Source organism: Adlercreutzia mucosicola DSM 19490 (assembly GCF_000422625.1).
Lineage (GTDB): Bacteria > Actinomycetota > Coriobacteriia > Coriobacteriales > Eggerthellaceae > Adlercreutzia > Adlercreutzia mucosicola.
This window is the reverse complement of the sequence record NZ_AUGK01000007.1, coordinates 110,266-130,491: the sequence shown is the minus strand read 5'-3', so window position 1 is coordinate 130,491 and position 20,226 is coordinate 110,266. Positions and strand designations below refer to the sequence as shown.

12 protein-coding genes are annotated in these 20,226 nt (G+C 65.6%); 2 read left to right on the top strand and 10 right to left on the bottom strand.

Features of this window, described 5'->3' with window-relative positions:
• Window positions 1–86 precede the first annotated feature (86 nt).
• The 6 genes from G503_RS0105645 to G503_RS13955 form a co-directional block, all read right to left on the bottom strand.
• On the bottom strand, window positions 87–3,515 hold the full coding sequence (locus tag G503_RS0105645; RefSeq protein WP_051190968.1) for an SNF2-related protein: 3,429 nt from the start codon (window positions 3,513–3,515) through the stop codon (window positions 87–89).
• A 193-nt stretch (window positions 3,516–3,708) separates the two neighbouring features.
• Window positions 3,709–5,493: an ABC transporter ATP-binding protein gene (locus G503_RS0105640; RefSeq protein ID WP_028026807.1), complete on the bottom strand. Its 1,785-nt coding sequence runs from the start codon at window positions 5,491–5,493 to the stop codon at window positions 3,709–3,711.
• Window positions 5,494–5,496: 3 nt separating this feature from the next.
• A complete protein-coding gene (locus G503_RS13960; RefSeq protein ID WP_235715502.1) occupies window positions 5,497–7,785 on the bottom strand; it encodes a HelD family protein in 2,289 nt (762 codons plus the stop codon).
• On the bottom strand, window positions 7,778–8,197 hold the full coding sequence (locus G503_RS0105630) for a peptide deformylase (RefSeq protein WP_028026806.1): 420 nt from the start codon (window positions 8,195–8,197) through the stop codon (window positions 7,778–7,780). The genes G503_RS13960 and G503_RS0105630 overlap by 8 nt, the downstream gene beginning before the upstream one ends.
• A gap of 89 nt (window positions 8,198–8,286) precedes the next feature.
• Complete coding sequence (locus G503_RS0105625; RefSeq protein ID WP_028026805.1) at window positions 8,287–9,288, bottom strand: hypothetical protein; 1,002 nt, start codon at window positions 9,286–9,288, stop codon at window positions 8,287–8,289.
• 101 nt (window positions 9,289–9,389) lie between these two features.
• Complete coding sequence (locus G503_RS13955) at window positions 9,390–10,247, bottom strand: MBL fold metallo-hydrolase (protein ID WP_035021915.1); 858 nt, start codon at window positions 10,245–10,247, stop codon at window positions 9,390–9,392.
• 323 nt (window positions 10,248–10,570) lie between these two features.
• Between G503_RS13955 and G503_RS0105615 the strand changes: the two genes are divergently transcribed.
• Window positions 10,571–11,833 (top strand): RidA family protein, encoded by a 1,263-nt coding sequence (locus G503_RS0105615; RefSeq protein WP_028026804.1) that lies wholly within the window; start codon window positions 10,571–10,573, stop codon window positions 11,831–11,833.
• A 62-nt stretch (window positions 11,834–11,895) separates the two neighbouring features.
• Here G503_RS0105615 and G503_RS15580 read toward each other — a convergent pair whose 3' ends face one another.
• Both G503_RS15580 and G503_RS0105605 read right to left on the bottom strand, forming a co-directional pair.
• Window positions 11,896–14,211 (bottom strand): ATP-binding response regulator, encoded by a 2,316-nt coding sequence (locus G503_RS15580; protein ID WP_051190967.1) that lies wholly within the window; start codon window positions 14,209–14,211, stop codon window positions 11,896–11,898.
• Between the two features lie 239 nt (window positions 14,212–14,450).
• Window positions 14,451–16,034, bottom strand: a complete 1,584-nt coding sequence (locus tag G503_RS0105605) for an FAD-dependent oxidoreductase (protein ID WP_035021913.1) — start codon at window positions 16,032–16,034, stop codon at window positions 14,451–14,453.
• A 195-nt stretch (window positions 16,035–16,229) separates the two neighbouring features.
• On the opposite strand from G503_RS0105605, the gene G503_RS0105600 reads away from it, so the two are divergent.
• Entirely contained in the window at window positions 16,230–17,918 is a 1,689-nt protein-coding gene (locus G503_RS0105600; RefSeq protein WP_028026802.1) for a helix-turn-helix transcriptional regulator, read from the top strand.
• A 450-nt stretch (window positions 17,919–18,368) separates the two neighbouring features.
• On the opposite strand, the gene G503_RS0105595 is transcribed toward G503_RS0105600, so the two are convergent.
• Window positions 18,369–18,827, bottom strand: a complete 459-nt coding sequence (locus G503_RS0105595) for a hypothetical protein (protein ID WP_028026801.1) — start codon at window positions 18,825–18,827, stop codon at window positions 18,369–18,371.
• A 109-nt stretch (window positions 18,828–18,936) separates the two neighbouring features.
• Complete coding sequence (locus tag G503_RS15985) at window positions 18,937–20,223, bottom strand: DNA-deoxyinosine glycosylase (protein ID WP_084636311.1); 1,287 nt, start codon at window positions 20,221–20,223, stop codon at window positions 18,937–18,939.
• Between the last annotated feature and the right edge of the window lie 3 nt (window positions 20,224–20,226).

Sequence of the window (20,226 nt, the reverse complement as noted above, 5' to 3'; positions counted from 1 at the left end):
CTTTTGGGAAGAACCCGAGAAAGCGGGTGCCGAAAGGGCCGGGCGCATCCCGTCATCGACGAGGATGCGCCCCATCGATGACGGCCCTAGTCGTCCAGGCCCAGCAATGCCGCCAACCGCTCGCGCGTCAGGCCGGTGAGCGTGCCGGAATCGGTCGCGGTCACCACCGCGTCGGCCAGGTCGCGCTTGGCCTTCTGCAAGGCCACGATGCGCTCCTCGATGGTGCCCTTCGCCACCACCTTGTACACATCCACGTCGCGGCGCTGGCCGATGCGGTGGGCGCGGTCGGTGGCCTGGTCGGTGGCCGCAGCGTTCCACCACGGGTCGGCGTGCACCACCACCGAGGCACCGGTGAGGTTCAGACCCGTGCCGCCGGCCTTCAGAGACACGAGGAACACGGGCGTGTCGTCCTCGTTGAACTGGTTCACCAAGCGCACACGCTCGCGCTTGGGCGTCGCGCCCGTTATGGTGAAGAAGGCCGTGCCGCGCTGCTCGCATGCAGCCGCCAGCCGTTCCAGATAGCTGGTGAACTGCGAGAACACCAGCACCTTGCGCCCCGCTTCGACAGCTTCGTCCACCAGCCCCATAATGGCGCCCAGCTTCTCGGCTGTGCCCTTGTAGTCGTCGAACACGAGGGCCGGGTCCAGCGCGATCTGCCGCAGGCGCGTGATCTCGGCCAGCACCTCCACGGCGCTCTTCTCGGCCTCGCGCACCTGGCCCCGGCGATTGGCCCGCGAGGAGTTCTGCCGCTTCTGGGCATTCAAATCCTCCCGCAGCTTCTGCTCGGCCGCGTCGTAGAGGCGGCGCTGCTCGCGGCCCAGGGGCACGTAGCGCACGTTCTCGTTCTTCTCGGGCAAGTCGCCCAGCACATCGCGCTTCAGGCGACGCAGCAGGAAGGGCTCCACCACCGCCCGCAGTCGGGCGGCCGCCTCCTCGTCATCGCCGAGAATGCCCAGTTCGTAGCGTTCGCGGAACCGCTCGTAGCTGCCCAAGAGCCCGGGCATGAGAAAGTCGAACAGACTCCACAGCTCGGACAGGCGGTTCTCCACCGGTGTGCCGGTGAGGGCGAAGCGCAGCGGCGCTTGCAGGCGCTTCACGGCGCGCGTGGTCTTGGTGGCATGGTTCTTGATGTACTGGGCCTCGTCGAGCACGACCATGCCCCACAGCGCTCGGGCGAGGAAGGGGCCGTCGATGCGCACGCGGTCGTAGGAGGCCACGATAACTGTCGGGCCGCCCCCGCTCCCACCGAGCACGCGCCCCTCCCCTGCGTCGGCCTGGGCCCGGGCCACCAGCGCTTCCCGCTGGAGGCGCGTTCCCTCCAGCGGCGCCACGGGCACCGCTGGGGCGAAGCGCTCGAACTCGTCGATCCAGTTGAACACCACCGAGGCGGGGCACACCACGAGCACCGGGCCGGTCAGCACCGCCCGTTCCCGCAAGCTCGCCACCAGGGAGATCATCTGGATCGTCTTGCCCAGGCCCATCTCATCGGCCAGAATCCCCCCGAAGCCCAGCCCGGCGGCCCGAGCGAGCCAGCGAAAGCCCTCCTCCTGGTAGGGCCGCAGGGCGACGGCAAGCCCTCGGGGCACGTCCGCGGGCTCGGGCGGTTCGTCCAAACGGCGCAGATAGTCCTCGAAGGAGCGGTCGCGCACGGCGTCGCCGTATTCCCGATCAAGGTAAAAGGCCTGGTAAGTGGGTACTTCGGCCCCATCGGCCAGCAGGTCGTCCACCGATACGCCCAAATCGCGCACCATGGCGGCCAAATGCGCCACATCCCCCGCCCCCAGGGCCGCGATGCGCCCGTCGCTCAGGCGGTGGAAGCGCTTGCGCCGCCGATAGGAGCCCAGCATGGCCGTCAGCTCGTCGCGGGAAAGATCGCTCTCGCGCACGTCCATCTGGATGAGGTTCGCAGCCAGCGACAAGCCGATCTGCACGCGCGGCGGCCTCTCCATCACCAGCCGATCGAAGGCCGGCGTGGTGAACACCTCCCCCGCGGCGCGGAACTGGGCGAGGCCGCCGTAGAGCAGCTCGCCGGCCAACTCGGTCTGGCGCAGGGGCAGCGTCATGGACCCATCGAAGAACTGGGCGGCCAGCATGATGCCCGCGTCCTCCAGTGCCTGGTCGCGGAAGGCCTGCTGAGAGGCGGGGCGCAACTCGGGCTCATCGGCCCCATCGGCCGGCCCGGCCAGCACCACCTCGCGCTCGCCATAGAAGGCCTTCACCGTCAGGCGGATAAGGGCCGCCTCCTTCTTCCCCGTCTTGTCGAAGTAGAAGGCGAGCGTGCCGACCACCGGCCGCAGGGCCTCCCACGACTCGGGCAGGCGCACGTCGATCGACTCTTCCACCAGGGGCAGGACGCGACGGCAGAACGCCTCGGCATCGCCGTCGGCCACAAAGGCCGTCTGCCCGTCCGCCAGGCCCGCTTCCTGCAGAAACCCCCAGGCCTCCCGATCGCGGCCCTGCATCCGCACGGCCACGCCGTCAGCCAGCACGAAGGCCGACTCCAAGCCGCGCACCACGAGCGCCTTCGGGGAAAGACGCAGGTCGTAACCGCCGTTGGCAGGGCTGAACTCCAACCGCGCCGACACGGCCTCCTCGCCGATGCGCCACCGAGCGGGCTCGGGGACGGTCGCGGCCCCTCTACCGGAAGACGGCACGCTCCCGCCCGCTTGCGCCCGGGCCCGCTCTTCCCGCCGCTCGAGGGTAAACGCTTCCTCCCCCATCTGCGCCAGCATGTCGGCCAGCTCTGCCTCGCGCAGGCGCACCTCGCGCTTTCCGCCCACGGCACGGAAGGTGGAGCCGCCGAACAACCGCTCATCGGGAAAGAACTCCGCCAGCTTGCGCACGATCGCCTGAGAGGGCTCGTCGAACGACTCCAAGCGATGGGAGAAGGCGAGCTTCTTGCCGTAGGAGAAGAACTCCCCGCGCTGCACCCGATGGGCGAACGCTTCCAGATCGCGCACGACATAGGAGCCCCGCGGCCCTTCCGCATCCAGCCGCAGCGACCACGAGCGCCCATCGTAGGCAAGGTGCGCGGCCAGATGGATGGAGCCGGGCGCCGTCCCGAGGTTCCGCGGTACGGCGCCCGCGCCCGCAGCTGCCGTACCGCCGGGGACACCTTGGCCCTTGGCTAGGCAGTGGGCCAGAGCCTCGCTCGTCCGACGGGGCGCGGGAGCAGCCGAGCGCGCGGCGCCCGTCTCCTCGAACGAGCGCGGCTGGGCGAAATAGGCGGTCACCAGGGCAACGCAGTGCTTGCACAGCCCGTCGAAACGGGCGATGGCAGGGCAGGTGCACTCGTAGTCGACGATGCGCGACTCGTAGTCGCCGAACATCACCGAGACGTCGAAGTGGTCGGCAATGCCCGATGCCGAAGCCACCCGGGCGGAGACCACCGTCACGTCCTCGTCGCGGCGCACCGTGCGTCCCGCGATGGACTTCGCGCTGGCCGCAATGCCCACGCCCCGCGACACGGCGCGCGGATCGGCGTAATCGGCCAGCTTGATGCCCCCAAAGCCCACGGTTCTCTCCTTCGGTCGGCGAATTGCGAACACTTGAGGTTACCACAACAACGCCGTCCGCAACGGTCGCATACGGCCTCTCGCGCGCACGGAAAGGAAATCGACATCTCCGAGCCACACCCGCAAAGGAGTGAAGTTCGAAGCTCCGGAAACTATCGGAACACAGCGGCAGAGGTGGCGGGCGCCGTTCCTTCTACTCCTCCCCGTAGGCGCCGGTTTGGCGGTTCCAGAGGCGGGCGTAGTCGCCGCCCTTGGCCACCAGATCGGCATGGGGGCCGTCTTCCACGATGCATCCCTCCGAGAGCACCACGATGCGATCGAGGCTCGCCACCGTGGAAAGCCGATGGGCCACCACGATGGCGGTGCGCCCCTCCATGAGCCGCGCGAGGGCCTCCTGCACCGCGGCCTCGCTCTCGGAATCCAAGGCGCTCGTGGCCTCGTCGAGCACCAGGATGGGGCAATCGGCCAGCATGGCTCGGGCGATGGCGATGCGCTGGCGCTGGCCGCCCGACAGCTTGATGCCGCGCTCGCCGGTCACGGTGTCGAAGCCCTGGGGCAGCCGCTCGATGAACTCCAGAGCGTTCGCGGCCCGCGCCGCCGCGCGAATCTCCTCGCGAGAGGCGTCGGGCCGTCCGTAGGCGATGTTCTCGGCGATGGTGCGGTGGAACAGCAGCGCCTCCTGGGGCACGTAGGCGATCTGGCGGCGCAGGCTCGTCTGGGTGATGTCGGCCACGTTCTGGCCGTCCACCAAGATCTCGCCCTCCTGAATGTCGGCCAACCGCAGCAGAAGCTTCGTGAGCGTGGTCTTCCCCGATCCGCTCATGCCCACCAAGCCAACGCGCTGACCCGCGGGAATACTCAGGTTGAAGTCGCGGAACACCTGGGTTCTCGTGCCGCCGTCGGTGTACCAGAAGTTGATGCCCCGAAAGTCGATGTCGCCCAGCTCCACCGAAAGCGGTCGGGCGTCGGGCGCATCGGCCACGAGCCGCGGCTCGTCGAGCACCGCCGTCATGCCGCTCGCATCTCCCAGGGCCTGGTTGATGCGCTGCAGCCCGGTGTTGATGAAGTTGAACTGGTTCGTCACCGTGTTCGTGTAGGTGAACATGATGATGACCGTGCCCGCCGTAATGCCGAACCAGGCGTTGCCGCCCGAGATGAACACCGTCACCACGGACATGATGACCACCGTGAGCCCCGCCGTGATCACGCCGCGCAGCAGCGACGAGGCCATGCGCTTCGAGTCGCGCGCCACCACTTCCCGATTGGCCGCGTCGAACAAGTGCCGCTCGTAGTCCTCGCGACCGAAGGTCTTCACCGCCAGGATGTTCGTCACCGCGTCGGACAGCTCGCCGGACAGCTGGTTCTGAGCGCCGGCGGCCTGCTCGTTCAGATGCAGGATGCGCTTGTACATGATGTAGGACACGGCCGCGTACACCGCGAGCAGTCCCATGAGCACCACCGTGTACAGCGGCACCACGGGAAACAGCAGGGAGCAGGTGAACACCACCGAGCAGACGATGGGCAGAAACGGGAAGGTGATGGTGTTCAGCAGCAGGGTGTAGGCGCTCATGAACTTCGAGGTCTGGGCCACCAGCGTGCCGCCGAATCGGTTGGAATGGAACGACAGCGACTGGTTGCACAGACAGTCGAAGGCCATGGTGGCCAAGTCGTAGTTCACGGCGATCTGCAGCTTCCACATGGTGTAGTCCTGCAGCTTGCTGCACGCCTGGCCGGCCAGGTTGATGGCGATAAGGGCCACGATATAGGGCCCGAACACCGCGAACACCTCGTCGGCGGCCACGGGGCCCGCGCCGATGCGGTCCACGATGAGGCTCATCACGTAGGGGTTGCCGTAGGAGAGAAACCCGCAGAACCCGATGGTGGACGCGATCAGCCCCCAGAACAGCCCCTGGTGGTTGCGGGTGGCCAGCCAATAGTAATGCAGGGTGCGCCGCGTCAGCGTCTTCTTCTTCGTCATGGACTACCCCAGCAGCTCGGTCAAGGGGCCCGCGCTCAGCATCGTCAGGTGGCGGGTGGCGCGGCTGATGGTGGTGTACAGACGACGGCGCGCCAGATCGTTGGCGGGGAAAGTCCGCGCGCTGGCATCGGGGATGATCACGCGGTCGAACTCAAGGCCCTTGGCCAGTTTCAATGGCACGATCACCACGCCCTCGGCCGGCAGGCTGTCGCCCTCGCCGAGGAGCACAGCGGCCGGGACCGTATCCGCCAGCAGCTTCGCGAGACGGCGAGCCTCGCTCTTCCAGGGCGCGACCACAGCCGTCAGGCCACCGGCCCGGGCGGCCTCGTCCACGACGCGGGCCAAGGCCGCCCGCCACTCTTCCTCGTCGCTGCATACCGCAACGACGGGCGCGGGGGCCTCGCGCTGCACCGAGGACACCTCCATGGCCTCGCCCGCGGGCAAAAGCGACGCGAACAGGTCGGTGATGGCCGGTGTGGAGCGATAGCTCGTCATGAGACGGCACTCGCTCACCTGCCCGCGCTCGGCCTCGAACACGGCGCGAATCTCATCCCACGAAGCGGTGCCCTCGGCGATGGCCTGATTCGGATCGCCCAGCAGCAGGAAGTGCGCCCGACGGAAGTAGCGGGCCATCACAGCCAGCTGCCCCTCGGAATAATCCTGCACCTCATCGATCATCACGTACTTCGCATCGGGGTTGCCCATGCCCGTCAGCACCATCTTCAGATACACCCACTCCACCGACGTGAGCCCGTCGCTGCCCAAAAGGCGCCGCCCCACCCGATCCACATCGAGCCAGCCCATGGCGCGCACGGCCTCGATGGCATCGGCGTGCTTCTCCTTCAGGTAGGTCAGCGCCAGCGTGCGCGCCTCCTCGTCGGTCTGGGGGTCGAAGGTCTCGCCGAACAGGCGCAGCTGCTCTTCCAGCGGCAGATCGGCCACCTCGTCGTGGGTGGATTCCAGCGCCGCCAGCGACTTCAGGCGCGCCCCCAGGCGGCCGTCCAGCTCCTCGCCCATGAGCGTCACGCGGTGCGGCCCCGCGGGCAGATGCCCGAACTTCGCCGACACCTTCTCGATGGCGTCACCGCCCAGGATGCGCACGCCGGCGCTCACGATGTCGCGGAAATCGCCGCGGTCGAACTCGAAACCGGCCACGGTCGCATCGATGGCCCGCAAACGCTCGTAGGACACCTCTCCCTCGCCCACGCCGCGGCCCGCCGGCAGAAGCGGCGCCAGAAACTGCGCCCAGGTGAGGATCTCGGGATTGCGCTCGCCCAGATCGGGCAGCACCCGGTCGATGTAGCGGCCGAACACCGGGTTCGGCGAGATGAGGAACACCTGCGTGGGGTCAAGGGCACCGCGATGCTGGTAGAACAGATACGCGATGCGCTGCATGAGCACCGAGGTTTTCCCCGAGCCCGCCACGCCGGCCACCTGCAGCACGGGCACATCCTCGTGGCGCACCACCCGGTTCTGCTCCTTCTGAATGGTGGCCGTGATGGCCTGCATGTGCGCGGAACGGCCGCGGGCGAGCGAGGCCAAAAGCAGCTTGTCCTCGATGGCCACGTCGGAATCGAAATAGCTGAGCAGCCGGTCGCCCTGGATGTCGAACTGACGGCGCACCTTCAGGTCCACCGAGATGGTGCGCCCGTCGGCCACGTAGGAGGTGGGGCCCATCGCCTGGTTGTAGTACACCTCGGCCACGGGGCTGCGCCAGTCCACCACGAGCCGGCGGTAGTTCTCGTCGGAGATGCCGGCCGAGCCGATGTAGAGTTCCTTGGCCGGCTGGCCCTGCTTGAACTGGAGCTCGATCTTCGCGAAGTAGGGCTCGCGCAGCAGCACCTCGGCGGCGCGCAGGCGCTCGGCCTGCACGGAGTTCGCCATATCGTGGGCCTCGATGATGTTGTTCATGGCCACGATGTCGGCATGGGTCTCCAGGACATCGTCCCAGGTGGCGAAGTTCACGGCCAGCTCGTCGGCCATATTCTTCTTGTCCTCGGCAGCCTGGGCGGCCACGGCCTCCATGGCGGCCACGGCATCACGGGCGATCTTCTGCAGCTTGCCGTGCACCTCGGTCAGGTGCGCCTGCTCGGCAGCGAAGACGGCGTCGGTCGCAAGCTCGTCGCCGCTGGGCGCGGAACGGCTGAAGCCGTCCCCCGCGACGGCGTCCGAAGAGACACGGGCTTCCCCCTGCGCACATCCCTCCGCAGGGGCGACCTTCAGGCCGCCCTCGTGCGCAGGCGCCCCTCGCCCGCCCTCTCGATCGGCGGCCTGCTGCATCTCCCTAGACAAGGATGCCCTCGCAGTGATCGATCATGTGCTGCACGGCCTGGGCGGCGTTGCCCTCCATCTTCTTCTTGCGGGGCACCAGCTTGCCGTCCACGAGCGCGTCATAGCTCACGCGAATCCATTCGTAGCGCACCACGGCCGAGGCTTCCTCGCGCGAGAGGCAAGCTTCGACGGCGGTGAAGGGGTGCAGCTTCTGGGTGATCTGGGGATTGAACAGCACCACGGGCTTGCCGGCCTCGTTCAGGTAGGCCGCGATGCGCTTGGTCTCGCCGATCTGGTTGGCGGCCAGGCACACGGCCTCGTCGTCGGCCAGCAGGGTCTCCACCAAATCTTCGGCGATGGCGGCATCGTCGGCCGTGGCCACATCGCAGGGCTTCGACAGGATTTCCTCGTCGGTCACGATCTCTTTAATCACGGGGGCTCCTTTGCATCCGCGACGGCCGCGCCGCCGCGCTCTCGGAAAAATGCGACTACCGAGTATACACCACCGCCCCGCGGTGCAGCCTAGCCGTTCATATCCAACGCATACACCACACCGGCACCGTACAACTTCCCGAAGATGTACTTGTTGCTGGCCGACTCGTCGGACACGTACACGCGGCCCTCGAAGGACTCGATGCCCTCGGCCATGGGCGGCGCCTCCATGTCGGCGGCCAGGCTGCGGCTGTCCAGACAGTACAGCGGCACCTCGGCCCCATCGGCCATAAACGTGCCGTCCTGGGTCAGGCGCGCCTGATCGTAGGCCAGCAGGTGCGAGGTGGCGATGCCGTAGGACTGGGACAGCACGATGCGCCCGCTGTCGGTCAGGCAGACGCCCTGGATCATGCCGGGAATGGAATAGACGCACGCGGGCCCGGGCGCCACGCCGAAGGGCGCGTTGGGATCCAGGTCGTAGGCGTAGATGACCGCGGGGTTCTCGGTGCCGTCGGGCGTGGTGATGCGATGGGAGGCCGGCGTCTCGTAATCGCCGGGGTAGTAGAAGTTGCCCGTGAGCAGCGTATCGCCCTCGATGTTCATGAAGGCCGGCGAGAAGTCCAGGTCAACGCGGGCGATGGCATCCACCTCCTGACCGTCGCCGGCCGCCGCCAGCTCCTCCCCGTCCAGCACGAGATAGCCGCCATCGCAGGCCAGATAGGCGTAGCGATCGGTGCTCGTGATGGCCGAGCCGTGGCCGGTGTAGGCCGTGCCGTCGGGATTGGCCACCGTCAGGCGCGCCACGGTGCCGTCAGCGGCGCGCTTGTACAAAGGCGACGGGCTGCCGTCGGCCATGTACCCGCTGAACAGCCAGCTGTCATCGGCGGCCAGGTAATCCAGGTCCTGGCAGACGAAGCCGGCGTTCACCCCGGGAATGTCGAAGACGGGCTCGGCCTCGGCGTAGAACGGCGCGAAGGCCGCGCGCACGTAGATGTTCAGCCCCACGACCACCGCCAGCACCAGGGCCGCCAGCACGGCGGCGACGATACCGACGATCTTCAGCGGGCGCGGGCGCCTTACCGGTTCGTCCATAGAAACCCCTTTCGCTCACGGCCGCTGCCGACCGGTATCTTTGCCTGTTGGGCAAGCATAGGGCACCGCCGCCCGTAAAGGCGGGCGATGCCCCGAAAGCGTCACGCGATTGTGACGAGGCGATCCTGGTAGGCCACCGACACGGGAACCGTGCGCGCTGCGTCGGCGAGGGCCGCGACCAGAGTCTCGCGGGGCAGCCGGTAGGTGTTGTTCTCCTGGGAGATGTGCATGGCCACCACGTGGCGCAGATCGCCATGGGCCGCTCCGCGCAGGTAGTCGGCGGCCTGGGCGTTCGACAGATGACCGCGCGTCGAGGCAATGCGCTGCTTCACCACATAGGGATAGGGACCCGTCTCCAGCATGCGGCCGTCGTGGTTGCTCTCCAGGGCCAGCAGGCGCACACCGGCCAGCACGGCGGCGGCCTCGTCGGTCACAAAGCCGGTGTCGGTCATATAGCCGAGAGAGTCGAGAGGTGCGGCGACCGTGGGGGACGGGGGCGCCCCGTCGGCCCCGACCGGCTGCGATGCCAGCTCGTCGAAGCGGAAACCGCAAGAGGCGGCGGCATCGTGGGACGTGGCAAAGGAGCGCACGGCCAGGTCCGCCAGCACGAGCTCTTCCCCGGCCTCGAAGGCGCAGAAGCGCGCGCCCACACTGGCCACGGCATCGCGCAGCGGTGCCGAGGCCGCGAACACCGCCTCGCTCGCGTACACCGCCGGGCGCACGCCCGCCTTGGCCAGGCCGCGCAGCACCACGCCCATGCCCTTCACGTGGTCGCCGTGGTCGTGGGTGACCACCACAGCCTCAAGCCCCGCCAAATCGAAGCCGGCCTCGGCGGCGCGGCCGAAGAAATCGCGCTTGCAGATGCCGCAGTCGATGAGCACGCCGGCTCCCGTGGCGCCGTTCTCCACGATGGCCGCGTTGCCGCGGCTTCCGCTCGCCAAGATATGCAACTTCAACATGGTCCCGCCTTTTCCGCCGTCAAACACAATCGATCATCCTACCGTGCCGCGAGCCGTCCCGCGCGGCCGGCGGCGCACTTCCCCCGTTTCCCCACAGCCGGCGTCCCTCTTCGCACCCCTTCCCCATTTCGAAAATATTTTTGATCAAATGCACAATGATTATTCTTCTGATCAGCTTATTCAGAAAATTAATCTGTTCACTCAACGTCAATATACCGCGTTCAGCTTATGTTTCTTAGGTAAATCTGTTGACAATGACCCCTGGGCTAAAGTTTAATGCGACTGCATAAATCGCTGTAACTCTACCTTTGAAAGGGGTATCCATGAGCGATCCGAACGTGGTAGTGGCCCGCAACACCGACAAGGCGCCCGTAAGCGACCTGTATTCCCAGACGGTGGCGTTCTCCCACTACAACAACCTCTCGGCCCAGCTGCCCATCGACCCGGCGACGGGTGCCATCGTGGCCGGCGGCGCCGCTGAGCAGGCCGAGCAGTGCTTCAAGAACCTGCAGGCCATCGTGGAGAGCATCGGCCACGACATGAACGACATCATCCGCGTGTCCATCTACCTGGCCGACATCATGGATCTGAATGCCGTGGAGAAAGTGCAGGCCTCCTTCTTCCCCACCTACCAGCCCGCCCGCACCGTGGTGGCCGTGGACGCCCTGCCCCAGGACGCGCTCGTGTTCATCGAGGCCCTTGTGGATAACGGCGAGGGCACTCAGTCCGTGCCCCAGGCCGGCGATTTGGTGAAGCTCACCAACAACACCCATGCCGCTCCCTACGACGCCCTCTCCACCCAGACCGTGGCGTTCTCCCACTACAACAACATCACCATGCAGCTGCCGCTGTGCCCGAAGTCGGGCCGTCCGATCCTGGGCGATGCGGCCGCCCAGACCGCCCAGTGTCTGAAGAACGTGAAGGCCATCCTGGAGTCGGTGGACGTGCCCCTGGACGACGTCGTGAAGGTGACCATCTTCGTGAAGGACCTGGCCGACATGGAGGCCGTGGACGAGATGTACAAGACCTTCTTCCCCGATTCCGGCATCGCCCGCGCTGTGAACTACCTGCCGGCCCGCACCGTGGTGCCCGTGAGGGACCTGCCCTTCCACTGCGACGTGGCCGTGGAGGCCGTGGTGTCCCATGGCGACGGCACCCCGCCCCAGGCCATCGAGGACCGTCACGGTCTCATCATCGAGGCGAACAACACCGATGCCGCCCCGAAGTGCCCCTTCTCCACCCAGACCGTGGCCTTCTCCCACTACAACAACATCTCCGCCCAGCTGCCCTTCGGCGCTGACGGCAAGCTGATCGCCGGCGGCGCGGCCGAGCAGACCGCCCAGTGCCTCGCCCACGTGAAGACCATCATCGAGTCGGTGGACCACGTGGTGGAAGACATCGTGAAGGTGAACGTGTTTTTGGCCGACATGGCCGATCTGGACGCCATGAACGAGGCCTATGCCGCCTTCTTCGGCGACCACAAGCCGGCCCGCAAGGTCGTCGGCACAGGCGAGCTGCCCTTCGGCGCCCGCGTCATGATCGACGCCATCGCCGGCAACTGGGAGGGCACCCCGCCCGTCGCCTAAGTTTCTCTCCGCGAGAAATCAGGGCCCGGGAGCCATCCCGGGCCTTTTTGCTGCGGGGGTCCCTACTTCTCGGGAATGAACTCGGCCAGCAAGGCGATCAGAGCGTGGATGTTCAACGGCTTGGTGGTAAGGGCGGTCATGCCGGCCTCGCGGGCGCGGCGCTGGCCTTCCTCGAAGGCATCGGCCGTCTCGGCGATGATGGGCAGTGTGGCCGCATCGGCCCGATCCAGGGCGCGGATCTCGCGGGTCGCCTCGTCGCCGTCCATGCGGGGCATGCGCATGTCCATGAGCACGGCATCGTAGTAGAACGGCTCCACCGACGACACCTTGCGCACCGCCGCGTCGCCATCGCGCGCCTCTTCCACGGAAAACCCGTAGTCCTTCAGAATTTCCATGAGGATCTCGCGGGACAGATCGTCGTCATCGGCCACCAGCACGCGGCAACCGGTGAAGTCGCGCCGGCATTCCTCGATCGTCTCGGCGCCGTCGCGCGCCCCGGCCACCTCGTCCTCGTCGGCCAGCCGCAGAGGCAGCGTGATAGTGAACCGCGTTCCCCGGCCAACCACGCTGTCCACCACGATCTCGCCGCCCATCAGATCCACCAAGCTCTTCGTGATGGTCATACCCAGACCCGTGCCCTCGGTCTTGTTGGCGTAGCCGAGCCCGTCGCGCTCAAACGGCATGAACAAGCGATCGAGGAAGTCGGGCGTCATGCCGCAGCCGGTGTCGCTCACGGTAATGGTGTAGGACCCGAACCCGCGCGGGGCGCCGGCGCATTCGGCCAGCGACACCGTGACCAGGCCGCCCTGGGGCGTGAACTTCACCGCATTGCCCACGGTGTTCACGAGAATCTGATTCAAGCGCAAAGGGTCGGTCACCACCGAACTGTGCATCAGCTTCCCCACGTCAACGGCAAGATCGATGCCGCACTGGGCCGCCTTGTCGCCGAACATGACCTCGACATCGGCGGCCACGTCGTGCAGGTCGACAACGTCCTCGTTAAACGACATCTTACCGCTCTCGATGCGACTCACATCCAGGATGTCGTTCACCAGACTGAGCAGATGATCGCTCGACAGCATGATCTTCCGCAGGCAGTCGCGCACGCGATCGGTGTCGTTCAGGTGATCGAGCGCGATGGACGCAAATCCCGAAATGGAGTTCATGGGCGTACGGAAATCGTGGGACATGTTTGTGAGGAAGGTAGATTTCGCCTGGCTAGCGTGCTCGGCCAGCTCGAGCGCGTTTTCCAGCACCAGCTTCTGGCTCAACTGCTCGCGCATCTCACCGGTCATGTTGCGCGCAGCCAAGATCACCTTGGAACTGGGACTCGGCAGATGAATCACCCGCAGCTCCACGTATTGCTCGTCATCACCGAACAGGCGTCGATAGCCCACGGAGAAATCGGTCTCGCCGTCTTCGAAGCGACGCCGCAGAACGTCCGAGCCGATCTCGGAGCGCACCCGCGGACGATCTTCGGCCACCACGAACGAATCGATGTAGTTGTCCATGACCGCCGCGTAGTCGCCCTCTTGCTGGCTGGCGAGGGCGAACTCTTCGGCAACCCCATCGCCGCGCCGATAGATTTCCAGCTCGTTGGTCTCCAAGTCCACCAGATACAAGGCGAAGTTCTCGGCGCCCAGGCTGTCAATGACCTCAATGTACTGCTCACTGCGCTGTTCGGCCTGCTTGGTACGGGTGAAGTCCTCCAAAAAGCCGTAGGCGAAGCGATCGGAATGGTCGCTGTGGTCCAAGCTCATGCGCAGCCAGCGCCCATCGGCCAGCTGGCCTTCCTGGTACAGGCTGCCCTCGCGGTTCAAGAAGCGCTCCATCTGGCGACGCACCCCATCACCGGCAGAGTCGCCGAAGGTGCGATCGATGAACTCAGACAGGCCGATATAGTCGGTGTCCACGCCGCTCTGCTCGCGCGCCGAAGGGGTCAGCAGCATTTGGCGATAGCGCATGTCGTAGAAGAACAGGCCCGCAGCGGCCTTATCGAGCGATCGCTGGGCCGGCATGATCCAGCTGGTCACATCGTGGAGAGAAAAGCCGCACAGGCCCTCGGCAATGGGAAACACCTCGGCGCGGAAGAACTTCTGCAGCATGTCGGACAGGTTCTCGAATACCGAGGGCTGTCCCTCATAAGCCGCCTCGTAGTAGTGATCGAGCCACGTGGGATCGCCGCCCCACAGCTCGTACATCTTCACGCCCATCAGGTCTTCCACTGAGTGTCCCGTGATAGCAGCGGCAGCGTTGTTGAGGTAGCGGTACACGCAATCATAGGGGCGGCCCTTGTCATCGAGCAGCACCTCGACGACGCCAAAGGGTAGCGGACTCCGGTCGAACGTCGTCGCCCACACCTTCACCATTTCGTCCATGGTACGCCCCCATCGATAGGCCAGCCGGAGATTTCTCCCTATGATGCACTAAACAGTGTATCACTTTCTGACCCAATCGATCATAAAATCGAAAATCTTCCCCGCGTAAGCCCAAGTTTCATGCGCCTGTGCATATTAGAACAATTGCACAATCACCCTCCGAAACCCGTGGCGCACCCCAACCAAAGCGAGCCGCCCGAAGACGGCCCGCCAGGGGGGGGATGCGGTTCAGCGAGGGTCTACGCCTTTACACAAGTCTCAAAGGCGCTCTTCGCCGCCGTGCGGCCAGAATTGCAGTTGTTGGCATTGCAGGACGCTGGCACGCTCATCGTGTAGGTCTCGCGATACAGATTGCAGCCGTCGGTGCCCGCTGCATACAAACCGCTGATCACCTCGCCACGCGGCGTGACCACCTCCATCTTGCGATTGGTGTCGACGCCGCCGATGGACGTCCAGAACGCCAGATCTTGACGGAAGATGTAGAAAGGCGCCGTGGCCAGGGCTACCATGTTCGCGGCCGACTTGTTGAAGTCGTCGTCGGACGCCTGAGCACACAATTCGTTGTAGCGCGCCACCGTGGCCGCCAGAGCCGCACCGTCAAGCCCCTGCAGACGAGCGAGTTCTTCCACCGTGTCGGCCTTGTACACGTTGTCGCCCGGGCACTGGGCAACGGCCTCGTCCATGTCGGCCTGCAACGATTCGTAACCCGAGCGCTTCACAAATTCGTCGATCACATCTTGACTCAGCACCATATACGACGCCGCTTGGGAGTGAACCGCGTTACCGTTGCACTGGGGGACGAAGGCGCCGCAGTCTTCGCTCACATAGCGCTCGGCGTCCTGGTTTACCCACAGCACCGGACCGCCGCGGTGAATCGTCTGGCTCATGGGTGCGAAAAAATCAATGCCGAACGAGAAGGGCTCGCGCAAGAAGCAGCGCTCCCGCGACACGTCATGGGCGCCAGCCGCCGTGGCCATACGCAGACCGTCGCCATCGTGGCCTTCCACGCCGTTGTTGTGGGACCAGGTCAGATCGTAGCCGCGCTCGGCCATAGTATCCTCATTGTTGGCGTAACCGCCCGAGGTCAGAATGACCGCCTTGGCATTCACCTGCAAGATGCTGCCGTCCTCGCGCTCGGCATACAGACCGCGCACCGCACCATCCTCCACGATGAGATCTACCGCCGGCGTACGTGTCATCACCGTCGCACCCAGCTTTTCCGCTGAGGCCAGCATGGGATCGATGTAACAGCTGCCCGATCCATTGTCGTCGAACCAATGGAAGCAGTCGAACTTTCCCAAGCCATGGTAGTCGTCCACCACGCCGGAGAACTGCACGCCATGGGAGACCATCCAGTCGATGTTGTCGCCAGAAGCGTCCACCATGTCCTTCCACAGCAGGTTGTTGATGCGGTAGTTGAAGAACTCCTGCTCCGCGGCGATGATGTCGCGGAAGGTCACCTCGTCGCCCACGCCCAGATCCTTCTGCATCTGGGAGTTGATGGCGAACATGCCCTCGGTAAGCCGTCCGTTGCCGCCCGTCACGTCGGATTTCTCCAGCAACAGCGTGGTCGCGCCCAGCTCGGCCGCCTGCACTGTGGCCGCCACGCCCGAGGCGCCCGAGCCCACCACGACGATATCCACATCCATAGTCTCAGCCGGGTCGTAGGTACGCGGCGCCGCGCCCGTATCACCCAGCGTTTCGCCGCCGCCAGTCGCCGCGCAACCGGCCATCATACCCGCAGCAGCTACCGAAGCGGCGGCCAGACCCGCCCCCTGCAGAAAGCGGCGGCGGGACAGCCCCTGCTCGTTCGAAATACTCATGATTTCCCTCCATATCTCATGTCGATGTTCATCGATATTTGGGTTCTTGCGCTCGGATGCACCGTCCGCTAACCTCGATATCGCACGACCCACTTTAGGCGGCAAGCAGCCTGGATGCTATCCGCAATGACGGTGGATTTTACGGAGGGACCATAGGGGACACTGTCCTCTATTGCGGGGGACGGAAGTGATCATATGGCAGATTTACCTGCGAAAATACAAGAAAGTACCCGAGGTGGCGCAGCGGCGCGCTTCGAGACCGCAACCACGGCTACCCCCAGGCATCTGGCAACCGAGCATACCGTCGACTGGCTCTTTCTCCACTGCCTCGGTTTCGGCGCATGCTGGGGCTGGGTCCACATCGCCTTCTTCTCGACCGTGCTGTGGGGCGCCGGCGGCGAAGCGCTCAGCCTTGAGGCGTGGCTCGTGAACGCCTTCGCCAACGGTTGCGCCATGGTGGGCCTCGGATTCCTCTCGCTGCGCCTCGCTCCCCTGAGTGCACGGAACGGCCTCGTTGCGGCGCTGGCCCTTCTCACGGCGGCGGGCACTATCGGCCTGTCCTTCGGGCAGGCACTCGGCACCCCCTTCGTATACGTGGGCTCCATCGCATCGGGCATCGGCACTGCGGGCATTCTGCTGCTGTGGGCCGAGGCCTATCGCAGCATTTCCCCCACCATCGCCAAAAAGTACACCATTCCCTGGTCCATGGCGGTAGGCGTCCTGTACTACCTCGTCATCGGCATGCTGCCCACCTTATTGGCCGTCGCCGTTACCACAGCCCTGCCCCTCGCCTCGGTCGTCCTGCTGCGACAATCCAATCGATTGCGCGCCGCACGGACGCAGCGGGAAAGCGATGCCGAAGCGACCGCCGACAACCCCCGTAGCAGTCTTCGGGCCGCCCGCGCCACCGCGTCGGCAGCAGCCAGCGGCAACCCGAACGGCACCGTCAACCCTCCGAACACCACGGGGCAATCCGACCATCGCCATTCTTGGCGCGGGACCCTGCCGTTGCGCTTCGCCGCCTGCGCCGCGGTGTACTGCATTCCTGCGGGATTCATGCGCGGCTATCCCGCCGCTCTCCCCTTCGCCTCAGCCGGAGGCATCGGAGAGGCCGTGTTCGCGGGAGTGGCCGTGATCATGATCGCAGTGGCCGTCGCCAGTATTCTGCTGATGGGAAGCCAGAAGATCGACCTAGCCTACAAGCTAGTCGTACCCCTCATGGCCGCGGGGCTGCTGCTGCTTCCCTTCTTGGCGCCGGGCCAAGAAGCAGTCGCCGGCATCTGCATCATGTCGGGCTATATTCTGTTCGAGATGTACGTATGGGCATCGCTGGCCGACATCGCTGCCAACTTACCCGCCCCGAGCGCTCTCGTGTTCGGCATCGGCAAATCGGGCATGAACCTCGGCCTTCTGATGGGCACGTTCATCGGCATCTGGCTCGGTTCCAGCTCGTCGATGCTGCTCGTAGCCATCTCGCTCCTCATCGTGTACTTGTTCATCGTGGTGGAAAACGTGATCGGACCCAAAGGCGGCGTGGCCCTGCCTCTGCAAGTTCCCTCGAGCAGCCCCGCCGACGAGGCGATTCCTCCTCGCGAGAAAAAGGTCACTATTGCCGAAGCAGCCCAGATGGACCTCGCCGAAGTGTTCTCGACCATGCTGCATCAGCGGTGCAGCGCCCTTTCCGAGCGCTGCGGGCTATCGGCGCGCGAAACGGAGGTGCTCGAGCTATTGGCCAAAGGTCGCAGCCTGCAATCGATCGCCGACACCCTGGGTGTGGCCTACAGCACGGTGAAAACCCACACCGATCGCATCTACGCCAAAACCGACGTCCATTCCCGCCAAGAGCTCATCGAGCTTTTGGAGCACACCGAAAACCACGCCTAGGCAGACTCGGCGAGGGCATACGACTCAGCATTCGGGTGTTGGCGAGGAATGCGACATTGGCCGCGTTGACCGCATCGCCCGTCAGATTGGCTGAATTGAAATAAATATCGCTGAAAGTGGCACTGGATTGCGAAAAGTAGGTAGCGCCCTCCGCAAAATCGTCGGCATCCCCCGCTCGGGCAGTGCCCCACCAGGGAAAATGCCGGCTGCACTTCAGGGAAGTGGCACGGGATTTCGAAAAGTAGGCGGGGCGCGTTTACTTTTCGAAATCCCGTGCCACTTTCAGCGCCAAAAAGATCCGAAAGCTTGCTGCAGGAGCATAGCTCCGCCTTCCCCGCACCCTCCGCGCCCCGCCCTTCCCTGACTGTGCCGCCGCGGGATCGTGAGACCACAAGAAAAGGCGCCCCGGTGGGGCGCCTTGGGTGCTGGGATCAGCGGTAAGGCGTGGGGCTACTCGGCGGCCTGACCGGCATCGTCGGTCGCGCCGGTACCAGCGGCGGCCTCGGCGGGGATGGTGCCCTTCTTGAACTTCAGCGAACTGCCGTCCACGGACAGAACCAGCTCGTCGCCCTCCAGCTTGGCATCAGCGGTATCGCCCTCGAACGTGAGGGCCACGGTGGTGGCGTCCTTGGCCTCCCAGGTGCCGTCGGTGTTGGTGCCGAACAGGCTGATAACGGCCTGGCCGCCCTCGTTCAGCTGGATGTACACGTACAGGCCCATGTCCTCCATGGCCTTGATGGACTCAGCATCCAGCTCCTGGCCGTCCTGCTGGCCGCCGGAGAGCATCCAGTCGCCCTGGAAATTCGCGGCAGCGTCGCCGTTTTTGCCGCCACCCGCGCAGCCGACGAGGGCCACGCAGAGCGCCATAGCGCACACGGCTACCGCAAGAATCTTCGCCTTCAGTTTCATTCCCGCTCCTTTTGTCGATGGTCAAAACAGACCTGTCAATGATAATCCTAAGCCTGGCAATCATCAACAAGCCGCCGCGAGCGTTTACCGATGGGTTGCCAAAGGCTGGCTATAGATGGGTCCGCGCTCCCTTGAGAAAGGGCTCGATGTAGGCCAGCGGCGCCGTGCGGACGAACCCGCAGACAGCTGCGCCCGCAGGCGCAAACAAGCCCGGCTTGGGGACAATCATAGTGAGGGTCGCATCGGCCTGCACCGTGGTAGCGGCCGACTCCCCCGTTTGGGCGGACAGGCCGCTGGGGACATCGGCGGCCAGCACGAAAACACCCTGGCGGCGCGCCTCGTTGATGGCAGCGATCCAACGATCGAAGGGCGCACGCACGGTGCGGTGCGCGAAGCCCGTGCCGAGCAGCGCATCAACTGCGACCGGCGCGCCGCGCAACGCGGCCGCCACCTCCGCATCCGACGGGGACAGCAGCACGCGGCTTGCCGGGCCCAGGCTCGCTTGGGCCCGCAGGGCCGCCGTGCGGGCAGGCTCGGCGACGAGATCGGAGGCGTCTGTGGCAGTTATCAGGCAGACGGGAAAGCCCCACGCATCCAGGTAGCGGGCCGCCACCCATCCATCGCCGCCGTTGTTGCCGTTGCCGCAGAAGATGACCGTCGGGACGCCGGCTGGGGACCGTCTAGGACTCGTCTGCAAGTCGTCCGCGGGCCGCACCGCGACCGTTTCGGCACCGTCAGCCGCCTGCCCCTCCAGCACTTTGCGCACCTCGTAGGCGAGAAAGCGACCAGCGCGCTCCATCAGCTCGTCCAAGCCCGTGCCCGCCGCCGCGATGGCCGCTTCCAGATCCACCACCGCGGGCACGTCCAGCACGGGCGGCTCGAAGGGGGACAGCTCGGCAGCCAGAGGGCGGTAGGCCTCCACCAACCGGGGCAGCGACCAGGCGGCATTGGCGGGACTTGTGGACGGCAGTTTCACGGCGGCCAGCCCCGTAGCGGGCTCGCACAGCTTCCCATATAGGCGCGCCGAGGTAGCTCCGGTGCAGAACACGCGACGAATGGGCGCCGCGCTCAGGATGCGCCCCAGATCGTTGGGCCGTGCATTGGCGATGGAAGCGTCCGAGGCACCACGGATGTCGCAGGAAGCCAGCACGTCCCACAGCGCGATATGGTGGCGCAGCAGCAAGTCGGTGCGCTCGCCGTTGGTGACAGGCGCCGGCTCGTCGAACAGCGCCGCCAACACGCGCCAGAACCGATTCTGCGGATGACCGTAGAAAAACGCCGCCTCCCGAGACGCCGGCGAGGGCATCGTGCCCAGTACCAGCACCTCCGACCGACCGTCGAACACCGGCGCAATGCCGTGCTCGATGCGCTCTCGTTCTTGTGCGCGCTCCCCCATCGC